The sequence below is a fragment of the Peterkaempfera griseoplana genome (assembly GCF_001418575.1).
Taxonomy (GTDB): Bacteria; Actinomycetota; Actinomycetes; order Streptomycetales; family Streptomycetaceae; genus Peterkaempfera; species Peterkaempfera griseoplana.
In genome coordinates this window covers 1-17,053 of the sequence record NZ_LIQR01000200.1, presented here as the reverse complement: position 1 = coordinate 17,053, position 17,053 = coordinate 1, and the positions used below count along the sequence as shown (strand labels likewise).

Genomic DNA, 17,053 nt, shown 5'->3' with positions numbered 1-17,053 from the left:
CGCACGGGCCGCCCGGCGCCGCCGACGAGCAGCCCGCCCCACGCCGTGGGCACCCGGCTACGCCCGGGAGGCCCCGCTCCCGCCGCACGCTGTGCCGCGCGGGTGACCGGGCCCCCGGGGAGGGCGGCTCCCCGGGAAGGGAGGCGGGCCCGGCCGGACGCAGGTCAGATGTGCTCCGCACGGCGGGTGAGCAGCCAGGGCTCGACCAGCCCGAGGCCACGGACGGGACGCCGCCACATGGGCTGGAGGTGGAAGCGGTACGTGGGCAGCGTGGCCTGCTCCACCGCCGGGACCGGTCCGCCGGGTGCAACGCCCGCCGCCACGGCGGAGAGGGCGTCGGCCACACCGGGGGACGGGGCGACCGGTCCCGCAGAGGGCGGCACCGCCCCCTCCCGCTCCAGCGCCGCCGCGAACTCCCCGTCGATCAGCACCGCGTCCTTGGGCGCGATGGAGGTCAGCCTGCTGGCCAGATTGACGGTGGTGCCGAAGACGTCGCCCATCCGGGAGGTCACCGTGCCGAAGGCCATGCCGACCCGCAGCGCGGGCATGGAGTCGTCCTTGGTGAGGGTCTCCACCAGGGCGAGGCCGAGCTCCGCGGCCACGGCCGGGTCGTCGGAGACGTACAGCACCTCGTCGCCGAGGGTCTTGATGAGGCGCCCGCCGTGCCCGGCGACCAGGTCGGCGCAGGTGGACTCGAAGGTCTCCACCAGTTCGCCGAGCTCCTCCTCCTCCAGCCGCCGCGACAGCCGGGTGAACCCCACCAGGTCGGCGAAGCCGACCGCCAGCCGGCCGCTGGTGACCTCCTCGTCCTCCGCGGCCTGGACGACCCGGCCGGTGACCGCGGCCAGCTGCCGCCGCCACACATAGACCAGGAACTCCTCCAGTTCCGGCAGGAGCAGCTGCACCAGCGGGTAGGCCACATCGGCCCGCGACAGACCCGGCTCGATGGACTGGGTGAGGTTCTCCAGGAAGGTGTCCATCTGCCACTCGGCGAGGCGGGCGGTGGTCTGCCCCGTGGAGCGCGCCACCTGGATCGCCATGGACTCGCTGAGCAGCCCGGACTCCACCAGCCCGGCCAGCCGCCGCAGCGCGATGACGTCCGCGTCCGTCAGCGCCCGGGACTGGCCGATGTCGGGGAAGCCCATCGCACGCCAGAAGCGGCTGGCGAGCTCCATGGGGACACCTGCGGTCCGCGCCGCCTGGTACGGGGTGTACTTGCGGGCGGCGTCGAGGATCAGCTGCTCCAGCTTGAGCGAGACCGTGCTCTCGTCGTCCTCCTCGTGCGGGAGGGAGTGATGCTGGTGACCCGCCGGATCGGCATGGTGGTCGGGCAGCCGCTCCTGCGTGGTGCCGTCGTCGTCTGTCACCGTTCCATCCCCGTGCGGTCGCCGCACTTGTACGCCGTCGAGTCCGCCGTAGAGCCGAGCCGGCAGCCCCGGCCTGCCGCAGTGGCCTGCCTCACACCGCCGTCCTGTGGAATGTTCGCACGGAATCGCCCGGTCCGGAGCATCCGGCCGGGATGCGGACCGACGTTTCCGAGCTTCGGACGCTGCTCACCGCTGGTCCGGTTGCGGCCGTACGTGCACGACGTCCCCGGCGCCCACCGCCTGCTCCGTCCCGTCGGCGGTACGGACCACCAGCCGGCCGTCGCCGTCGATCGAGACGGCCCGGCCCAGCAGCTCGCGGTCCCCGGGCAGCTGGACCCGCACGGTGCGGCCCACGGTGGTGCAGCGGGCGGTGTAGGCGGGGAGCAGACCGCTGGCGTGCGGATCGCCGCCGGCCCGCCGCCACTCCTCGTAGAGCTCGGCGAACTCCCGCAGCAGCGCCCGCAGCAGAGTGTCACGGTCGGTGACGGCCGCTCCGGCCAAAGCCAGTGAGGCGGCCGTCGGCACGGGCAGCTCGTCCTGGCGCAGCGAGACATTGATCCCCAGGCCGGGGACGAGGGCGTCGCCGGCCAGTTCGGTGAGGATGCCGCCGATCTTGCGTTCGCCGCCGGCGATGGTGACCTGCAGGTCGTTGGGCCATTTGAGGCCCACGTCGAGCTCGGCGACCCGGCTGAGGGTCGCCGCCGCGGCCACGCCCACCAGCAGCGGCATCCAGCCGTACCGCTCGACGGGCACATCGGGGCCCGGGCGCAGCAGCAGGGAGAGGAAGAGCCCGGAACGGGCGGGGGCGCTCCACTGCCGCTCCAGCCGGCCCCGGCCGGCGTTCTGCTGCTCGGCGACCAGCACCGCGCCCTCCGCCTCCCCGGCGCGGCCGCGGGCGGCGAGGTCGCTGTTGGTCGACCCGGTCTCGGCCACGACCTCCAGGGATGTCCACAGGCCGTCGGGGACGACCAGGGCACGCCGCAGCCGGGCGGCGTCCAGCGGCGGCCGCTCCAGGTCGGTCCAGGGGGAGGGCCCGCCGCCGGTGAAGCCCCTGAGTCCACTGATGCGACGGCGCCCGCCGCCCGGTTCCTCGGTCACACCGCCAGCCTATGCGGGGGCACCGCTGACTGCTTGACCGCGCCCGTGGCGGGCACACATCGGGCAGGGAGGCACTGTGGTGCTCGCCATAATGACAACGCCCGCGTGATCGCTACGCTACGCAGTGGTAATGATCCGCGCCGTCCGGTCGGGTACCGCAGCTACCGGGGCGCGCTGGAGCGGCAACCAGTTCTAGGGAGACGCGCGGGATGGCCGGAGCGGAGAGCGACATCGACATCCACACCACCGCCGGGAAGATCGCGGACCTCAGGCGGCGGATCGACGAGGCCGTGCACTCCGGTTCCGCCCGCGCGGTGGAGAAGCAGCACGCCAAGGGCAAGATGACCGCCCGGGAACGGGTGGCGCAGCTGCTGGACGAGGACTCCTTCGTGGAGTTCGACGAGTTCGCCCGGCACCGCTCCACCAACTTCGGCCAGCAGAAGGTCCGCCCGTACGGCGACGGTGTGGTGACCGGCTACGGCACGGTGGACGGCCGGCCGGTGGCGGTCTTCGCGCAGGACTTCACGGTCTTCGGCGGCTCGCTGGGCGAGGTCTTCGGCGAGAAGATCGTCAAGGTGATGGACTTCGCGCTGAAGACCGGCTGCCCGGTCATCGGCATCAACGACTCCGGCGGCGCCCGCATCCAGGAGGGCGTGGCCTCCCTCGGCCTGTACGGGGAGATCTTCCGCCGCAATGTGCACGCCTCCGGGGTGGTCCCGCAGATCTCGCTGATCATGGGCCCCTGCGCGGGCGGCGCGGTCTACTCCCCCGCGATCACCGACTTCGTGGTGATGGCCGACCAGACCTCGCACATGTTCATCACCGGCCCCGACGTCATCAAGACCGTCACCGGCGAGGACGTGGGCTTCGAGGAGCTGGGCGGCGCCCGCGCCCACAACACCAAGTCCGGTGTGGCGCACCACATGGCGGCCGACGAGAAGGAGGCCGTGGAGTACGTCAAGGCCCTCCTGTCCTACCTGCCCTCCAACAACCTGGAGGAGCCCCCGGTCTACCCGGAGGAAGCCGACCTGGCCACCTCGCCGGAGGACCTGGCGCTGGACACCGTCGTCCCGGACTCCGCGAACCAGCCGTACGACATGCACAAGGTCATCGAGCACGTGCTGGACGACGGCGAGTTCCTGGAGACCCAGGCGCTCTTCGCCCCCAACATCGTCACCGGCTTCGGCCGGGTCGAGGGCCGGGCGGTGGGCGTGGTGGCCAACCAGCCGATGCAGTTCGCCGGGTGCCTGGACATCGACGCCAGCGAGAAGGCCGCGCGCTTCGTCCGCACCTGCGACTCCTTCAACATCCCGGTGCTCACCTTCGTCGACGTCCCCGGTTTCCTGCCGGGCACCGGCCAGGAGTGGGACGGGATCATCCGGCGCGGCGCCAAGCTGATCTACGCCTACGCCGAGGCCACCGTGCCGCTGGTCACCGTCATCACCCGCAAGGCGTTCGGCGGCGCCTACGACGTCATGGGCTCCAAGCACCTGGGCGCCGACCTCAACCTGGCGTGGCCGACCGCCCAGATCGCGGTGATGGGCGCCCAGGGAGCGGTCAACATCCTGCACCGCCGGGAGATCGCCGAGGCGGAGGACCAGGAGACCCGGCGGGCCGAGCTGATCGCCGACTACGAGGACACCCTGCTCAACCCCTATGTCGCCGCCGAACGCGGCTATGTCGACGCGGTGATCCTGCCCTCGGAGACCCGGCAGCACATCGTCCGGGGACTGCGGGCACTGCGCAACAAGCGGGAGACGCTGCCGCCCAAGAAGCACGGCAACATCCCGCTGTAGGCCCCCGTTCTCTTCCCCCACTCAGCCCCTGGACCCTGGACCCTTGGAGCGCACCATGGCCCCCATCAAGGTGCTGCACGGGCACCCCACCCCCGAGGAGCTGGCCGCCGTCATGGCGGTGGTCTCGGCCCGGGCCGCAGCGGCGTCGGCGGCGGCCGCCGCCCAGCGCGCCGCCGGCGGCCCGGTCTCCGCGTGGGCCGACCGCTCGGCCGCCATGCGCCGGATGCAGGCCCCGGGCCCGCACTCCTGGCGCACCTCCGCCTGGGCCCACTGAACCCGGCCCGTCCGGCCTCGCTCCGGCTCCGGCTCCGGCATCGCCCGAGCCGGAGCGAGGCGGCCGTCGCGGCCTGCGACTCCGGCCGTGTGAAGGCCGGTGCTGCCGGGCCGGAGCCGTCGGTGCAGCTCGCGAGGGAGGTGCGGGTGGGCGGCCACGGGGTGATCTGAGTACGCGTACTCAGGCGTCCGGCCCCGGCCGGGCGCACCATCGGAAGTGTGCTCTGGTCCGACCCCGACGACGAACCGTCGCCCGAAGGGCGGCGCGCGCAGGCGATGATGCGCCGGGCGGGCGTCGTCATCACCGTCTTCGCCGTCCTGGTGCTGGTGCTGCTGGTGTCCTGACCGGGCCTGCGCTCGGCCCGGCGCTCTATAGGCTGTCGGCCATGAGCGACCGCCGCACCGTAGTACTCGCCTCCGCCTCTCCCGCCCGGCTGGGCCTGCTGCGGCAGGCCGGGCTCGACCCCCAGGTGATCGTGAGCGGGGTGAACGAGGAGGCGCTGAGCGCCTCCACCCCCGGCGAGCTGGCGCTGCTGCTGGCCGAGGCCAAGGCGGTCGCGGTTGCCGACCGGATCGCTGCCGAACCCGGCCGCCTCGACAGTCCGCTGGTGATCGGCTGCGACTCGGTGCTGGACCTGGACGGCGAGGCCCTGGGCAAGCCCGCCGACGCCGCGGAGGCCACGGCCCGCTGGCACGCGATGCGCGGCCGCGAGGGGGTGCTCCGTACCGGGCACTGCGTCATCGACACCGGCAACGGCGCCCGGTCCGCGGCCACCGCCTCCACCGTGGTGCGCTTCGGGACCCCCGACGACGACGAGATCGCCGCCTATGTCGCCTCCGGCGAACCGCTGCACGTCGCCGGGGCCTTCACCCTGGACGGCCGGTCGGCGCCGTTCCTGGAGGGCATCGACGGCGATCACGGCAATGTGATCGGGCTGTCGCTGCCGCTGCTGCGCCGGCTGCTGTCCGATGTCGGGGTACAGATCACCGACTTGTGGGCCTGACAGCGCCCGCCCGGTAGTGTGACCGCCCGCGGAGAGGGCAGGCACACGACAGGGAGGGCCCCGATGGCCGATGGACTGCTCAACATCCTGCTCGGCGTGGCCGCCAGCGCCGTCAGCGCCGCACTCGGCTGGCTCGCGCAGACACTGCGGCGCCGCCGGCGTCTCGACCGCGCCCGGGAGTTCTTCGGGATGGCGGAAGGCACCGAGTGCCTGCTGGTGGTGCCCCGGCACGCCAAGCTGCCGGACGGTGCCGCGGTCGCCCTGCAGGACGCCTATGCGCTGATGGAGCTGTCGGCGCTGATCAAGGAGTGCGGCGCGCACGCCACCATCCTGTCCCATGAGCGGGTGCGGCAGGGCATCGGCACCAAGGCCGAGGTGTGCCTGGGCGGGCCGTCGGTGAACAGCCGGATGGCGGCGCACCTGGCCTGGCGCTTTCCCGGGCTGCGGATCGCCGAGTGGACCGGTCCCGGCAGCCCGATGACCATCAGCGCCGGGGAGCACTCCTTCTCCCGGGTGCCGGACGAGGCCGAGTACGCGGTGCTGGCCCGCATCCCCGGTACGGACAGCCGCCGGCCGGTCTTCCTGATCTGCGGTCAGACCCCGGTCTCCAACCAGGCCGCGGTGCGCTTCCTGCTGGGCAACCGGCGCCGGCTGATGCGCGAGTACGGTGCGGGGAAGCCCTTCTGCCTGGTCGTCAAGGCCGTCAACACCCCGGCCTACGGACCCGATGTGGTGGAGCTGGCCGGGGATCTGACCCGGGCTGCGGTCACCGCGCCGGCCGGCCAGCGGCCCGCCGCCGCACCGGAGCCGGACACCGCCGCGGCGTCCTCCGGCTGAGGGGGCACCGGCCCGGCCGGACCGGCGGACCCTCAGGCCGGCTGGGGGCCGCCCGCGACCGGCGGCGGGCTGCCGGCCGGGGGAGCCGCGGTCGCGGCCTCGCCACCGGGCTCGCGCAGCAGCAGCAGCGCCAGCACCAGCACCGCCAGCACCAGCATCAGGCCGGTGAAGACCAGCCAGCCCGACAGGCCGAGCAGGACCGCGCCGAGCAGCCCGTGCAGCACCGCGCACCCGATCAGCAGTCCCCGCGCGATCCGGCCGGCGCCCCGCTGCCCTCCGGCGTGCCGGGGGCCGGGGCCCAGCCACCCCGCCCTGGCCGCGACCACCGCGCAGACCAGCAGGAAGACGGCCAGGGCGCCCTGCCCCGCCCAGGCGCCGATCGCCATCGCGTCCGGGGAGAGGCCTCCGACGGACATCTGCTGCTTGCGTACGGCCAGGCCCAGCACCAGCCCCACCAGGGCGAACGCCAGCGCCTCGACCGCCAGCAGCGCCGCAGTCGCGATCAGTACCGCTCGTCGCATGTCCGCCCCTCTCCCTCTCCCTACGGGCACGTTACTGACCCGTCGTCTAACTGCTCAAGAGGTGTGACACGCCCGGGTGGCACGGCCGACGTGGCGAAGGCCACTGAGTCGCTCCAGCGAGCTACCAGCGACTCGCGAAGACCCGGCGTACCTTTGGTGGGCAAGGCTTTGTCACGCACCCGCCAGCACTGGTCACCACCCGGGATGACTCTCCGTGTGGGCAAGGTCACCACCGGGGGTGACTCGATAGTACGGACCGCCGGTCCCTAGACTCGCCTAGGTTCAAGAAGGGAGCCATCGTGCGCAAGGTGCTCATCGCCAACCGCGGAGAAATCGCAGTCCGTGTCGCCCGGGCATGCTCTGACGCCGGAATCGCCAGCGTCGCCGTATACGCCGACCCGGACCGGGACGCGCTGCACGTCCGCGTGGCCGACGAGGCCTATGCACTGGGCGGCGACACACCCGGCACCAGCTACCTGGACATCGCCAAGGTCCTCAAGGCCGCCGCCGACTCCGGCGCCGACGCGGTCCACCCCGGTTACGGCTTCCTCTCCGAGAACGCCGACTTCGCCCAGGCCGTCCTGGACGCCGGCCTGACCTGGATCGGCCCCCCGCCGCAGGCCATCCGTGACCTCGGCGACAAGGTGGCCGCCCGGCACATCGCCCAGCGGGCCGGTGCCCCGCTGGTGGCCGGCACCCCCGACCCGGTCTCCGGCGCCGACGAGGTGGTGGCCTTCGCCGAGCAGCACGGGCTGCCGATCGCCATCAAGGCGGCCTTCGGCGGCGGCGGGCGCGGTCTGAAGGTGGCCCGCACCCTGGAGGAGATCCCCGAGCTCTACGACTCGGCGGTGCGTGAGGCCGTCGCGGCCTTCGGCCGCGGCGAGTGCTTCGTGGAGCGGTACCTCGACCGGCCCCGCCACGTCGAGACCCAGTGCCTGGCGGACAAGCACGGCAATGTGGTCGTGGTCTCCACCCGTGACTGCTCGCTGCAGCGCCGCCACCAGAAGCTGGTGGAGGAGGCCCCCGCGCCGTTCCTCTCCCACGAGCAGAACGCCGAGCTGTACCGCGCCTCCAAGGCCATCCTCAAGGAGGCCGGCTACGAGGGCGCGGGCACCTGCGAGTTCCTGGTCGGCCAGGACGGCACCATCTCCTTCCTGGAGGTCAACACCCGCCTCCAGGTGGAGCACCCGGTGACCGAGGAGGTCTCCGGCATCGACCTGGTCCGTGAGATGTTCCGGATCGCCGACGGCGAGGAGCTCGGCTACACCGACCCCGAGCTGCGCGGCCACTCCTTCGAGTTCCGCATCAACGGCGAGGACCCGGGTCGCGGCTTCCTGCCCGCCCCGGGCACCGTCACCACCTGGGCCCCGCCGACCGGTCCCGGCGTCCGGCTGGACTCCGGCGTGGAGTCCGGCAGCGTGATCGGCCCCGCCTGGGACTCCCTGCTGGCCAAGCTGGTCGTCACCGGCGCCACCCGCAAGCAGGCACTGCAGCGTGCCGCCCGGGCGCTGGCCGAGTTCCAGGTGGACGGTATGGCCACCGCCATCCCGTTCCACCGCGCGGTGGTCGCCGACCCGGCGTTCGGCCCCGAGGTGCACGGCCACGCGGGTCCGTTCACCGTCCACACCCGGTGGATCGAGACCGAGTTCGACAACACCATCCCGCCCTTCGGCGGCGGCGCGGCCGAGGGCGAGGAGCCCGAGGGCCGCGAGACCGTGGTGGTCGAGGTCGGCGGCAAGCGCATCGAGGTGTCGCTGCCGTCCTCGCTGGGCGTCTCCGCGGCGGCGGCCCCGGCCGCCGGCGCGGCCAAGGCCAAGCGGCGCCAGGGCGCCAAGAAGGCCGGCTCCGCGGTCTCCGGCGACTCGCTGGCCTCCCCGATGCAGGGCACCATCGTCAAGGTCGCGGTCGAGGACGGCCAGGAGGTCCAGGAGGGCGACCTGATCGTCGTCCTGGAGGCCATGAAGATGGAGCAGCCGCTCAACGCCCACAAGGCCGGCACCGTCACCTCGCTCTCGGCCGAGGTCGGCGCCAGCATCACCAGCGGCGCCGTGATCTGCGAGATCAAGGACTGACGCTCGGGCACAGCCTGCACCGGGGCCCCGCGGAATCCGTTCCGCGGGGCCCCGGCGTTCTGCCGGGCGGCTCCATGGTGATCACGGTCGCCGGGGGCGGTCCAGGGCACACAGCAGCGCGCCCCGGCCGCCGAACCCGATCGCGCGGTCAACCGTTGCTTAAGCCCGCCCTAAGAGCTCCCGCCGACCCTCAACTCCCTTGTCCGGCGAGGCTAGCGTGAGGGCTGTGCCGGAGCGAGCGCGGCGGCGGCAGCGGAGGGCCGGACCGGCCCGGACCTCCACGGCCGCCCCGGGGCATCCGCTCCTCCGGCGCCGCGGGCGCCCGGACCTCCGCCGTCGGCACCCGCGGGGCGTCGCCGGCCGGCGGCCCTCCCGTCCCACCACCCCAGGGAGCGGCCCGGCACCGCCGACGACGCCGGAGTGTGAGGCCCCCGGACGCTCCCACCCGGGGGCCTCACCCCGTCTCACGGGGTTACGCATCCGTCCGGCCGCGGGCCTGGTGTCCCCTCAGCCGGGCCGGTGCCTCAGCGCTTGCGGCGGCTCCCCAGCTCGGCCAGGCGGGCCTGGCCGGGAAGGCCGGGGGCGACACCCGGCCCGCCGGGGACGGGCGGCGGACCGCCGTGGGCGCCGGGGCGGCGCTGGCCGGGCAGCGGGGCGGTCTGCTGACCCCGGCGGGGTTCAAGGGCAGGCCCCTGTCCGTACGACGGGTGCGGCTGCGGATCGCCGGGGAGCCCCAGCGGCGCCACCGTGACCTGGACGCCCCGGTCCGCCAGCGCGTCCAGCTCCCGCGCGGTGCGGTCATCCGCGGTGGCCTGCTCGTCGGTGACCAGGCGGGTGATGGCATCGGTGGGCACCGTCTGGAACATGGTGTCGGTGCCCAGTTTGGTGTGGTCGGCGAGGACGATCACCTCGGCGGCCGCCTGCACCAGCGCCCGGTCGACGCTGGCGGAGAGCATGTTGGTGGTGGACAGGCCCCGCTCTGCGGTGAGCCCGCTGCCGGACACGAAGGCCCGCGCCACCCGCAGCCCCTGGAGGGACTGCTCGGCGCCGCTGCCCACCAGGGCGTAGTTGGAGCCCCGCAGCGTCCCGCCGGTCATCACGACCTCGACCCGGTTGGCGTGCGCCAGCGCCTGGGCCACCAGCAGGGAGTTGGTGACCACGGTCAGCCCGGGTACCCGGGCGAGCCGGCGGGCCAGCTCCTGGGTGGTGGTGCCGGCGCCCACGACCACGGCGTCGCCCTCCTCCACCAGGCTCGCGGCCAGGTCGGCGACGGCGCTCTTCTCGGCGGCGGCGAGATGGGTCTTCTGCGGATAGCCGGGTTCCCTGCTGAGCCCTCCGGGCAGCACCGCACCGCCGTGGCGGCGGTCGAGCAGCCCTTCGGCCTCCAGGGCCCGTACGTCCCGGCGCACGGTCACTTCGGAGGTCTGGACGACACGTGCGAGCTCCCGGAGCGACACCGCTCCGTTGGCGCGCACCATTTCGAGGATCAACTGGCGACGTTCTGCTGCGAACACGAAACAGACCGTAACCCGCGTGACCGTCTGCTTTCAGGCGTTTGCACCTCGTAGTCGAAGTTGCTCACCAGCGATAGGCGCGCACCCCTACAATGCACGCCGCCTCGGACGGCGCCCGCTCCCCCGTGCGCCGTCCGACCGGGTGTCAGGAGGCGGATTCCGCCCCGTCGCGCTTGCGGATGTGCAGCTGACGGGCGCCCTCGGCGGTGGAACCGGAGAGCGACGGGTAGACCGTGAAGGCGCTCGCGACCTGCTCCACCGTCAGGTTGTTGTCCACCGCCAGGGAGATGGGGTGGATCAGCTCGCTGGCACGGGGGGCGACCACCACCCCGCCGACCACGATGCCGGTGCCGGGGCGGGCGAAGAGCTTGACGAAGCCGTCGCGGATGCCCTGCATCTTGGCCCGCGGATTGCCGCGCAGCGGCAGCTTCACACAGACCGCGTCCATCTTTCCGCACTCGACGTCAGCGGCGGTGTAGCCGACGGTGGCGATCTCGGGGTCGGTGAAGACGTTGGAGGAGACGGTCTTGAGGTTGAGCGGCTGCACCGCATCGCCCAGCGAGTGGTACATCGCGATCCGCCCCTGCATGGCGGCGACCGAGGCCAGCATCAGCACACCGGTGCAGTCACCGGCCGCGTAGACGCCCGGGGCGGAGGTACGGGAGACCCGGTCGACCTTGACATGGCCGGACTCGGTGAGCTTCACGCCCGCCTCCTCCAGGCCCATGTCCGCGGTGTTGGGGATGGAGCCCACGGCCATCAGACAGTGGCTGCCGGTGATGACCCGGCCGTCGGAGAGGGTGACCTCGACCTTGTCCCCCACCCGCTTGGCGGACTCGGCGCGGGAGCGGGACATCACGTTCATGCCGCGGCGGCGGAAGACGTCCTCCAGCACCACGGCGGCGTCCGGGTCCTCGCCCGGCAGCACCCGGTCGCGGCTGGAGACCAGGGTGACCCGCGAGCCCAGCGCCTGGTACGCCCCGGCGAACTCGGCGCCGGTGACGCCGGAGCCGACCACGATCAGCTCGCTGGGCAGCTCGTCCAGGTCGTACACCTGGGTCCAGGTGAGGATCCGCTCGCCGTCCGGCTGGGCGTCCGGCAGCTCACGCGGGGTGGCGCCGGTGGAGATCAGCACCGCGTCGGCCCGCAGGGTGCGGCTCTCGCCGTCGGCGGTCTCCACCACCACGGCGCGCGAGCCGTCCAGGTCCTGACGGCCCTCCAGCCGGCCCTTGCCGCGCAGCACGGTGACTCCGGCACGGGTGACCGACTGGGTGATGTCGTGGGACTGGGCGACGGCCAGGCGCTTGACCCGTCGGTTGACCTTGCCGAGGTCCACCCCGACGACCCGGGCGGCCTGCTTGTCCGGCGGGGTGTCGTCGGCGACGATGATGCCCAGCTCCTCGTAGGAGGAGTCGAAGCTGGTCATCACCTCAGCGGTGGCGATCAGCGTCTTGGACGGCACGCAGTCCGTCAGCACCGCCGAGCCGCCGAGCCCGTCGCTGTCGACGACGGTCACCTCCGCGCCGAGCTGCGCGGCCACCAGGGCCGCTTCATATCCGCCGGGTCCGCCACCGATGATCACGATCCGAGTCACCCTCCCATTGTCCCGCACCGGGCCGCGGCTGCGACGCCGGGTGCGCCTTCCGGCTGCGCGGGTGTGCGGAGCCTCACGTACGCTGGACGTCATGTCGCTCTACGCCGCGTATGCCACCAACCTCGATGCGCGGCAGATGAGCCGCCGCGCTCCGCACTCCCCGCTCCGGGGCACCGGCTGGCTGGACGGCTGGCGGCTGACCTTCGGCGGCGAGCAGCTGGGCTGGGAGGGCTCGCTGGCGACCGTGGTGGAGGACGAGAAGGAGCAGGTGTTCGTCGCCCTCTACGACGTCGCGCCGATGGACGAGGAGGGGCTGGACCGCTGGGAGGGGCTGCAGCTCGGCCTCTACCGCAAGATCCGGCTGCGGGCGCACACCCTGGACGGCGACCTGGCGGTCTGGACCTACGTCCTGGACGACTACGAGGGCGGGCTGCCGTCCGCGCGCTATCTGGGGCTGATCGCGGACGCCGCGGAATCGGCCGGCGCCCCGTACGACTATGTGATGGACCTGCGCAAGCGACCCTGCTGAGGCGGGGCTCCGCAGGGAGGAAGCGCACGTAGCGGTAACAATCCGGCATGTCTTCGACACATTGTCTACGCGCGTAGGGAATTTCCGACTAGGCTCTCGGGCGTGAACGCATCTCCTCAGTCGGTGGTCGCCACCGATCCCCACGCCGCCGCCCGGGCCGCCGCCGCCCGCCTCCGGGAACTCACCGGGGCGGAGCGCCACGACGTCGCGCTGGTCATGGGCTCCGGCTGGGTGCCCGCGGCCGACGCCCTGGGCGCCCCCGAGCACGAGTTCCCGGTCACCGACCTGCCCGGCTTCCCGCCGCCGGCCGTCGAGGGCCACGCGGGGAAGATCCGCTCGGTGCGGATCGGCGGCAAGCGGGCCCTGGTCTTCCTGGGGCGCACCCACTTCTACGAGGGGCACGGCGTCGCCTCCGTCGCCCACGGTGTGCGCACCGCGGTGGCCGCGGGCTGCTCCACGGTGGTGCTCACCAACGGCTGCGGCGGACTGCGCCCCACCTTCACCCCGGGCCAGGCCGTGCTGATCAGCGACCACATCAACCTGACGGCCACCTCGCCCATCCTGGGCGCCAACTTCGTGGACCTCACCGACCTCTACTCGCCGCGGCTGCGCGCCCTGTGCCAGGAGGTGGACCCGTCCCTGGAGGAGGGCGTCTACGTCCAGTTCACCGGCCCGCACTACGAGACCCCCGCCGAGATCGGCATGGTCCGCGCCATCGGCGGCGACCTGGTCGGCATGTCCACCACGCTGGAGGCCATCGCCGCCCGCGAGGCCGGGGCCGAGGTGCTCGGCATCTCCCTGGTCACCAACCTCGCCGCCGGCATGACCGGCGAGCCGCTCAACCACGAGGAGGTGCTGGAGGCCGGCCGTGCCTCCGCAGCCCGTATGGGCGCCCTGCTCGCCAAGGTCCTCGAGCGGATCTGACACCCGTCGGATCCGACATCGGTCCATGAGCTCCGGTGGCCCGGAGGGGCCCGCGGGGAAGACCTCCCCCGAGGCCCCTTTGCGGCCGCCGTACGCATCCGTCACCCCAGGAGTCGAAGCAATGGCGCGCGCACCCGAGAACGACCTGCTCCAGCGGGCCCGTACCTGGCTCGCCGAGGACCCCGACCCGGAGACCGCCGCCGAGCTGCGCGCCCTGCTGGCCGCCGCCGAGGGCGGCGAACCCGGCGAGGACGAGTGCCGCGCCTGGTCCGAACTGGCGGCCCGCTTCTCCGGGACCCTCCAGTTCGGCACCGCCGGACTACGCGGTGAACTGGGCGCGGGACCGATGCGGATGAACCGCGCCGTGGTCATCCGCACCGCGGCCGGCCTCGCCGCGTACCTCAAACGCCAGGGACACACCTCCGGCGTCGTCGTCATCGGCTACGACGCCCGCCACAGGTCCTTCGACTTCGCCCGTGACACCGCCGCCGTGCTGACCGCCGCGGGACTGCACGCCTCGCTGCTCCCGCAGCCGCTGCCCACGCCCGTGCTCGCCTTCGCCGTCCGCCACCACGGCGCGGTGGCCGGCGTGATGGTCACCGCCAGCCACAACCCGCCCCGCGACAACGGCTACAAGGTCTACCTGGGGGACGGCTCGCAGATCGTGCCGCCCGCCGACGCCGAGATCGCCGCCGAGATCGACGCCGTCGGCCCGCTCGACGAGGTGCCGCTGGCGGACGACGGCTGGCAGGTGCTGCCCGCACACGGCCCGTACGGCATCGTCGACGCCTATCTCGACCGCACCGCGGCCGTCCTCGGCGCCGGGACCCCGCGCGACCTCTCCGTCGTCTACACCCCGCTGCACGGCGTCGGCCGCGACACCCTGCTCGCGGCCTTCGCCAGGGCCGGCTTCCCCGCCCCCACCGTGGTCGCGGAGCAGGCCGAGCCCGACCCGGACTTCCCCACCGTGGCCTTCCCCAACCCGGAGGAGCCCGGCGCCATGGACCTGGCCTTCCGCACCGCCGGCGCGGTCGGCCCGGACCTGGTCATCGCCAACGACCCGGACGCCGACCGCTGCGCGGTGGCCGTGCCCGACCCAGGCAGCCCGGCCGGCTGGCGGATGCTGCGCGGCGACGAGGTCGGCGCGCTGCTCGCCGCCCACCTGGTCGCCCAGCGGGCCGAGGGCACCTTCGCCACCACCATCGTCTCCTCCTCACTGCTCTCCCGGATCGCGGCGGCGGCGGGGCTCGGCTTCGACGAGACCCTCACCGGCTTCAAGTGGATCTCCCGCACCCCGGGGCTGCGCTACGGCTACGAGGAGGCCCTGGGCTACTGCGTCGACCCCGAGGGGGTGCGCGACAAGGACGGGATCACCGCGGCCCTGCTGGTCGCCGAACTCGCCGCCACCCTCAAGAGCACCGGCCGGACCCTGTCCGACCTGCTGGACGACCTCGCCCTGGCCCACGGTCTGCACGCCACCGACCAGTTGTCGGTCCGGGTCGGCGACCTCTCCCTGATCGGCGCCGCCATGCAGCGGCTGCGCAACGAGCCGCCGGTCTCCCTGGCGGGTCTGGCGGTCGAGTCCGCCGACGACCTGGAGCAGGGCTCCGCCGATCTGCCCCCCACCGACGGCCTGCGCTACCGGCTGTCCGGCGCGGACCTCCCCGGCTGTCCGGTGGAGGCCGCCCGGGTGGTCGTCCGGCCCTCCGGAACCGAGCCCAAGCTCAAGTGCTATCTGGAGGTGGTCGTCCCGGTCCCCACCGCGGCCGGGCTTGCCGCCGCCAGAGCCACCGCGGCCGAGATCCTGACGGCGCTGCGCAAGGACATCGCCGCCGCGGCGGGCATCGACGCCTGAGCCCGGGATCCGGCCGGGCTCCGGAGGAGCCCGGCCGGTCAGCCGGCCGCCGGCCCCGCCCCCAAGCCGCCCTCCGGGCCGCCCGGCTGACGGGCGTTCGCCCGGTGCGGCCCCCGGGCGGCGCCGGCGGCCCGTACGGCGGTCAGGGCTCCCCTGGCGTCCTCCCCACTGTGACGGTGCGGGAGCCCGGGGTGAAGGCCGCGAAGGACTGCTCCCACGGCGGCTCGCCGGGCCAGTGGTAGCCGACCCGGCCGACGGCCGGGCGGTAGACGGCCGTGTAGAGGGTGCCCATGCCGTCGTCGTGGCGGGGCTGGTGGAGCGGAGGCCTCAGCAGTGCGGCGAGCACCGCGTCCGGCGAACGGGCGGCCTCCCGGACGGCGGCCAGGCGCTGCCGGGTCCGGGTGAGGCGCTCCTGCTCCTGCGGCACCGGGGCGGACTGGTGGTTGGCCGCGTAGGGCTCCGAGGTGACGGTGGGTTCCAGATCGGGGCCGACCTGGACGGTGAGGGCGCGCGAGGCGTCGACCAGGGTGAGGTTCTGCGCGGTGGCGACCGGCAGCCGGCCCAGTGCGTCCAGGGCCTGACCGACGCTGTCGCAGGTCTCCAGCAGATAGCGCAGCACCAGCAGGACCGAGAAGCCCGGACCGTGGACGAACCGGCCGCCGAAGGTCAGCGACACCGCGAGCCCTGCGTCGTTCATCCCGTCCAGCAGGCCCCAGAACAGCTCCTGCATCCCGATCACCGGGCGCAGGAAGCGGGAGGACACCACGGTGCGGCTGCACTGCGCCGGGGCGAAGTCGTAGTTGCGCAGCAGCACCCCGTCCACGGCGGCCTGGGTGCAGCCGGAGAAGAACGGCCTGAGCCCCGCGTGGGCCAGGGCCGCCCGGCCGCCGGGGCGGTCGAGCCCGGCGGCGAGGCGGTCCAGGACCGGGAGCAGTTCCGGCATCCGCTCGGCGAGCAGCCGCTCGGCCTCCGGGCCGCCCCGGCCGGTGTACCAGGGGGCGGCGTCCAGCCAGGCCGCCCGTGCGGCGGCGGCCCAGCGTCCGTCCGAGCCGTCGCCGACGTCCAGTGCGGTGAAGGTGAGGCGGCGGCTCACGGCGCGGTGGCGCGGACCACGGGCTCCTGGATCTCGGTGACCCAGTCGGCCCTGTCCTGCGGGCACTCCAGATAGACCTCCCGGGCGTAGCCGTCGGAGCGGTAGCCGTTGGCGTCGATCCAGCGGGCCACGGCCTGGCCGGTGGGGACGATGTGGTCCATGGAGCCGCGGTGGACCGCCGTGGCGGCGGTCCGGATCGGCGGCAGGTCGACGATGTCGACGTCGAGGCCGTCGCGCGGCTCGGCCGCCACGGTGACCCCGGCGTGGGCGATCACGGCGCCGTCGCCCTGCGGGGCGTCCTCGTACCAGGCGACGCCCGGTCCGGTGGGAGTGATCCCCGCCCTGGCGAGGCGGCGGAACAGTTCGTCGTACAGCGGGGTGAGGACGGGGCCGATGTCCTCGGGGCCGTAGCTCGCGGCGACGGCGGAGAGTTCGGCGATCCGTACCGCGGGGACGGCTTTGAGCACCACGTCGGTGGCAGGCATGTGACCCTCGCTCTCGATGGCTCGGAGCCTCGCCTCGACCTGCGCCAGCCGGGCTGTGGCGGCCGCCATGTCGGCGGCCAGCTCGGCCCGG

16 protein-coding genes are annotated in these 17,053 nt (G+C 73.6%); 9 read left to right on the top strand and 7 right to left on the bottom strand.

All coding sequences use genetic code 11. The features are described from left to right. Positions 1 to 164 precede the first annotated feature (164 nt). Together AOK09_RS16315 and AOK09_RS16310 are read right to left on the bottom strand one after the other, a co-directional pair. On the bottom strand, positions 165 to 1,367 hold the full coding sequence (locus AOK09_RS16315) for an adenylate/guanylate cyclase domain-containing protein (protein WP_079063114.1): 1,203 nt from the start codon (positions 1,365 to 1,367) through the stop codon (positions 165 to 167). A gap of 186 nt (positions 1,368 to 1,553) precedes the next feature. Next, positions 1,554 to 2,432 carry a biotin--[acetyl-CoA-carboxylase] ligase gene (locus AOK09_RS16310; RefSeq protein ID WP_055587934.1) on the bottom strand — a complete coding sequence of 293 codons (879 nt, stop codon included), beginning with the start codon at positions 2,430 to 2,432 and terminating at the stop codon, positions 1,554 to 1,556. Positions 2,433 to 2,674: 242 nt separating this feature from the next. Between AOK09_RS16310 and AOK09_RS16305 the strand changes: the two genes are divergently transcribed. From AOK09_RS16305 to AOK09_RS16290, 5 genes are all read left to right on the top strand, one after another. Next, positions 2,675 to 4,261 carry an acyl-CoA carboxylase subunit beta gene (locus tag AOK09_RS16305; protein ID WP_055587933.1) on the top strand — a complete coding sequence of 529 codons (1,587 nt, stop codon included), beginning with the start codon at positions 2,675 to 2,677 and terminating at the stop codon, positions 4,259 to 4,261. Between the two features lie 55 nt (positions 4,262 to 4,316). Next, positions 4,317 to 4,535, top strand: a complete 219-nt coding sequence (locus AOK09_RS16300; RefSeq protein WP_055587932.1) for an acyl-CoA carboxylase epsilon subunit — start codon at positions 4,317 to 4,319, stop codon at positions 4,533 to 4,535. Positions 4,536 to 4,753: 218 nt separating this feature from the next. Next, a complete protein-coding gene (gene mmpB / locus AOK09_RS43200) occupies positions 4,754 to 4,879 on the top strand; it encodes a morphogenic membrane protein MmpB (protein WP_265736727.1) in 126 nt (41 codons plus the stop codon). Between the two features lie 41 nt (positions 4,880 to 4,920). Then, the gene (locus AOK09_RS16295) at positions 4,921 to 5,538 is read left to right on the top strand and encodes a Maf family protein (protein ID WP_055587931.1); all 618 of its coding nucleotides are present in this window, start codon (positions 4,921 to 4,923) and stop codon (positions 5,536 to 5,538) included. A 63-nt stretch (positions 5,539 to 5,601) separates the two neighbouring features. Further along, a complete protein-coding gene (locus AOK09_RS16290; RefSeq protein ID WP_055587930.1) occupies positions 5,602 to 6,375 on the top strand; it encodes a hypothetical protein in 774 nt (257 codons plus the stop codon). Between the two features lie 32 nt (positions 6,376 to 6,407). Here AOK09_RS16290 and AOK09_RS16285 read toward each other — a convergent pair whose 3' ends face one another. Further along, complete coding sequence (locus AOK09_RS16285) at positions 6,408 to 6,896, bottom strand: hypothetical protein (protein ID WP_055587929.1); 489 nt, start codon at positions 6,894 to 6,896, stop codon at positions 6,408 to 6,410. A 299-nt stretch (positions 6,897 to 7,195) separates the two neighbouring features. Here AOK09_RS16285 and AOK09_RS16280 point away from each other — a divergent pair, with 299 nt between their 5' ends. Beyond that, on the top strand, positions 7,196 to 8,968 hold the full coding sequence (locus tag AOK09_RS16280) for an acetyl/propionyl/methylcrotonyl-CoA carboxylase subunit alpha (protein ID WP_055587928.1): 1,773 nt from the start codon (positions 7,196 to 7,198) through the stop codon (positions 8,966 to 8,968). 524 nt (positions 8,969 to 9,492) lie between these two features. Here AOK09_RS16280 and AOK09_RS16275 read toward each other — a convergent pair. Together AOK09_RS16275 and AOK09_RS16270 are read right to left on the bottom strand one after the other, a co-directional pair. Then, entirely contained in the window at positions 9,493 to 10,446 is a 954-nt protein-coding gene (locus tag AOK09_RS16275) for a DeoR/GlpR family DNA-binding transcription regulator (RefSeq protein WP_055587927.1), read from the bottom strand. A 181-nt stretch (positions 10,447 to 10,627) separates the two neighbouring features. Beyond that, positions 10,628 to 12,076, bottom strand: coding sequence for an NAD(P)H-quinone dehydrogenase (locus AOK09_RS16270; RefSeq protein WP_055587926.1), 1,449 nt, complete (start codon positions 12,074 to 12,076; stop codon positions 10,628 to 10,630). A gap of 91 nt (positions 12,077 to 12,167) precedes the next feature. On the opposite strand from AOK09_RS16270, the gene AOK09_RS16265 reads away from it, so the two are divergent. The 3 genes from AOK09_RS16265 to AOK09_RS16255 all read left to right on the top strand — a co-directional run bounded on the left by AOK09_RS16265 (position 12,168) and on the right by AOK09_RS16255 (position 15,384). After that, positions 12,168 to 12,605 carry a gamma-glutamylcyclotransferase gene (locus AOK09_RS16265; RefSeq protein WP_055587925.1) on the top strand — a complete coding sequence of 146 codons (438 nt, stop codon included), beginning with the start codon at positions 12,168 to 12,170 and terminating at the stop codon, positions 12,603 to 12,605. Positions 12,606 to 12,707: 102 nt separating this feature from the next. Then, positions 12,708 to 13,529 carry a purine-nucleoside phosphorylase gene (locus AOK09_RS16260; protein WP_055587924.1) on the top strand — a complete coding sequence of 274 codons (822 nt, stop codon included), beginning with the start codon at positions 12,708 to 12,710 and terminating at the stop codon, positions 13,527 to 13,529. A 121-nt stretch (positions 13,530 to 13,650) separates the two neighbouring features. After that, positions 13,651 to 15,384, top strand: coding sequence for a phospho-sugar mutase (locus AOK09_RS16255; RefSeq protein ID WP_055587923.1), 1,734 nt, complete (start codon positions 13,651 to 13,653; stop codon positions 15,382 to 15,384). A 142-nt stretch (positions 15,385 to 15,526) separates the two neighbouring features. Here the strand turns inward: AOK09_RS16255 and AOK09_RS16250 are convergent, their stop codons facing one another. Then, a complete protein-coding gene (locus AOK09_RS16250) occupies positions 15,527 to 16,477 on the bottom strand; it encodes a C45 family autoproteolytic acyltransferase/hydolase (protein ID WP_055587922.1) in 951 nt (316 codons plus the stop codon). Beyond that, positions 16,474 to 17,053 (bottom strand): GyrI-like domain-containing protein (locus AOK09_RS16245; protein WP_055587921.1); only part of this gene is annotated, 580 nt, incomplete at its 5' end. The genes AOK09_RS16250 and AOK09_RS16245, both read right to left, overlap by 4 nt.

Bases quoted from the DNA above. Each gene is read 5' to 3' on its own strand.
- AOK09_RS16285 (WP_055587929.1), bottom strand. From the start codon at position 6,896: ATGCGACGAGCGGTACTGATCGCGACTGCGGCGCTGCTGGCGGTCGAG.
- AOK09_RS16290 (WP_055587930.1), top strand. From the start codon at position 5,602: ATGGCCGATGGACTGCTCAACATCCTGCTCGGCGTGGCCGCCAGCGCC.
- AOK09_RS16300 (WP_055587932.1), top strand. From the start codon at position 4,317: ATGGCCCCCATCAAGGTGCTGCACGGGCACCCCACCCCCGAGGAGCTG.
- AOK09_RS16295 (WP_055587931.1), top strand. From the start codon at position 4,921: ATGAGCGACCGCCGCACCGTAGTACTCGCCTCCGCCTCTCCCGCCCGG.
- AOK09_RS16305 (WP_055587933.1), top strand. From the start codon at position 2,675: ATGGCCGGAGCGGAGAGCGACATCGACATCCACACCACCGCCGGGAAG.
- AOK09_RS16255 (WP_055587923.1), top strand. From the start codon at position 13,651: ATGGCGCGCGCACCCGAGAACGACCTGCTCCAGCGGGCCCGTACCTGG.
- AOK09_RS16275 (WP_055587927.1), bottom strand. From the start codon at position 10,446: ATGGTGCGCGCCAACGGAGCGGTGTCGCTCCGGGAGCTCGCACGTGTC.
- AOK09_RS16265 (WP_055587925.1), top strand. From the start codon at position 12,168: ATGTCGCTCTACGCCGCGTATGCCACCAACCTCGATGCGCGGCAGATG.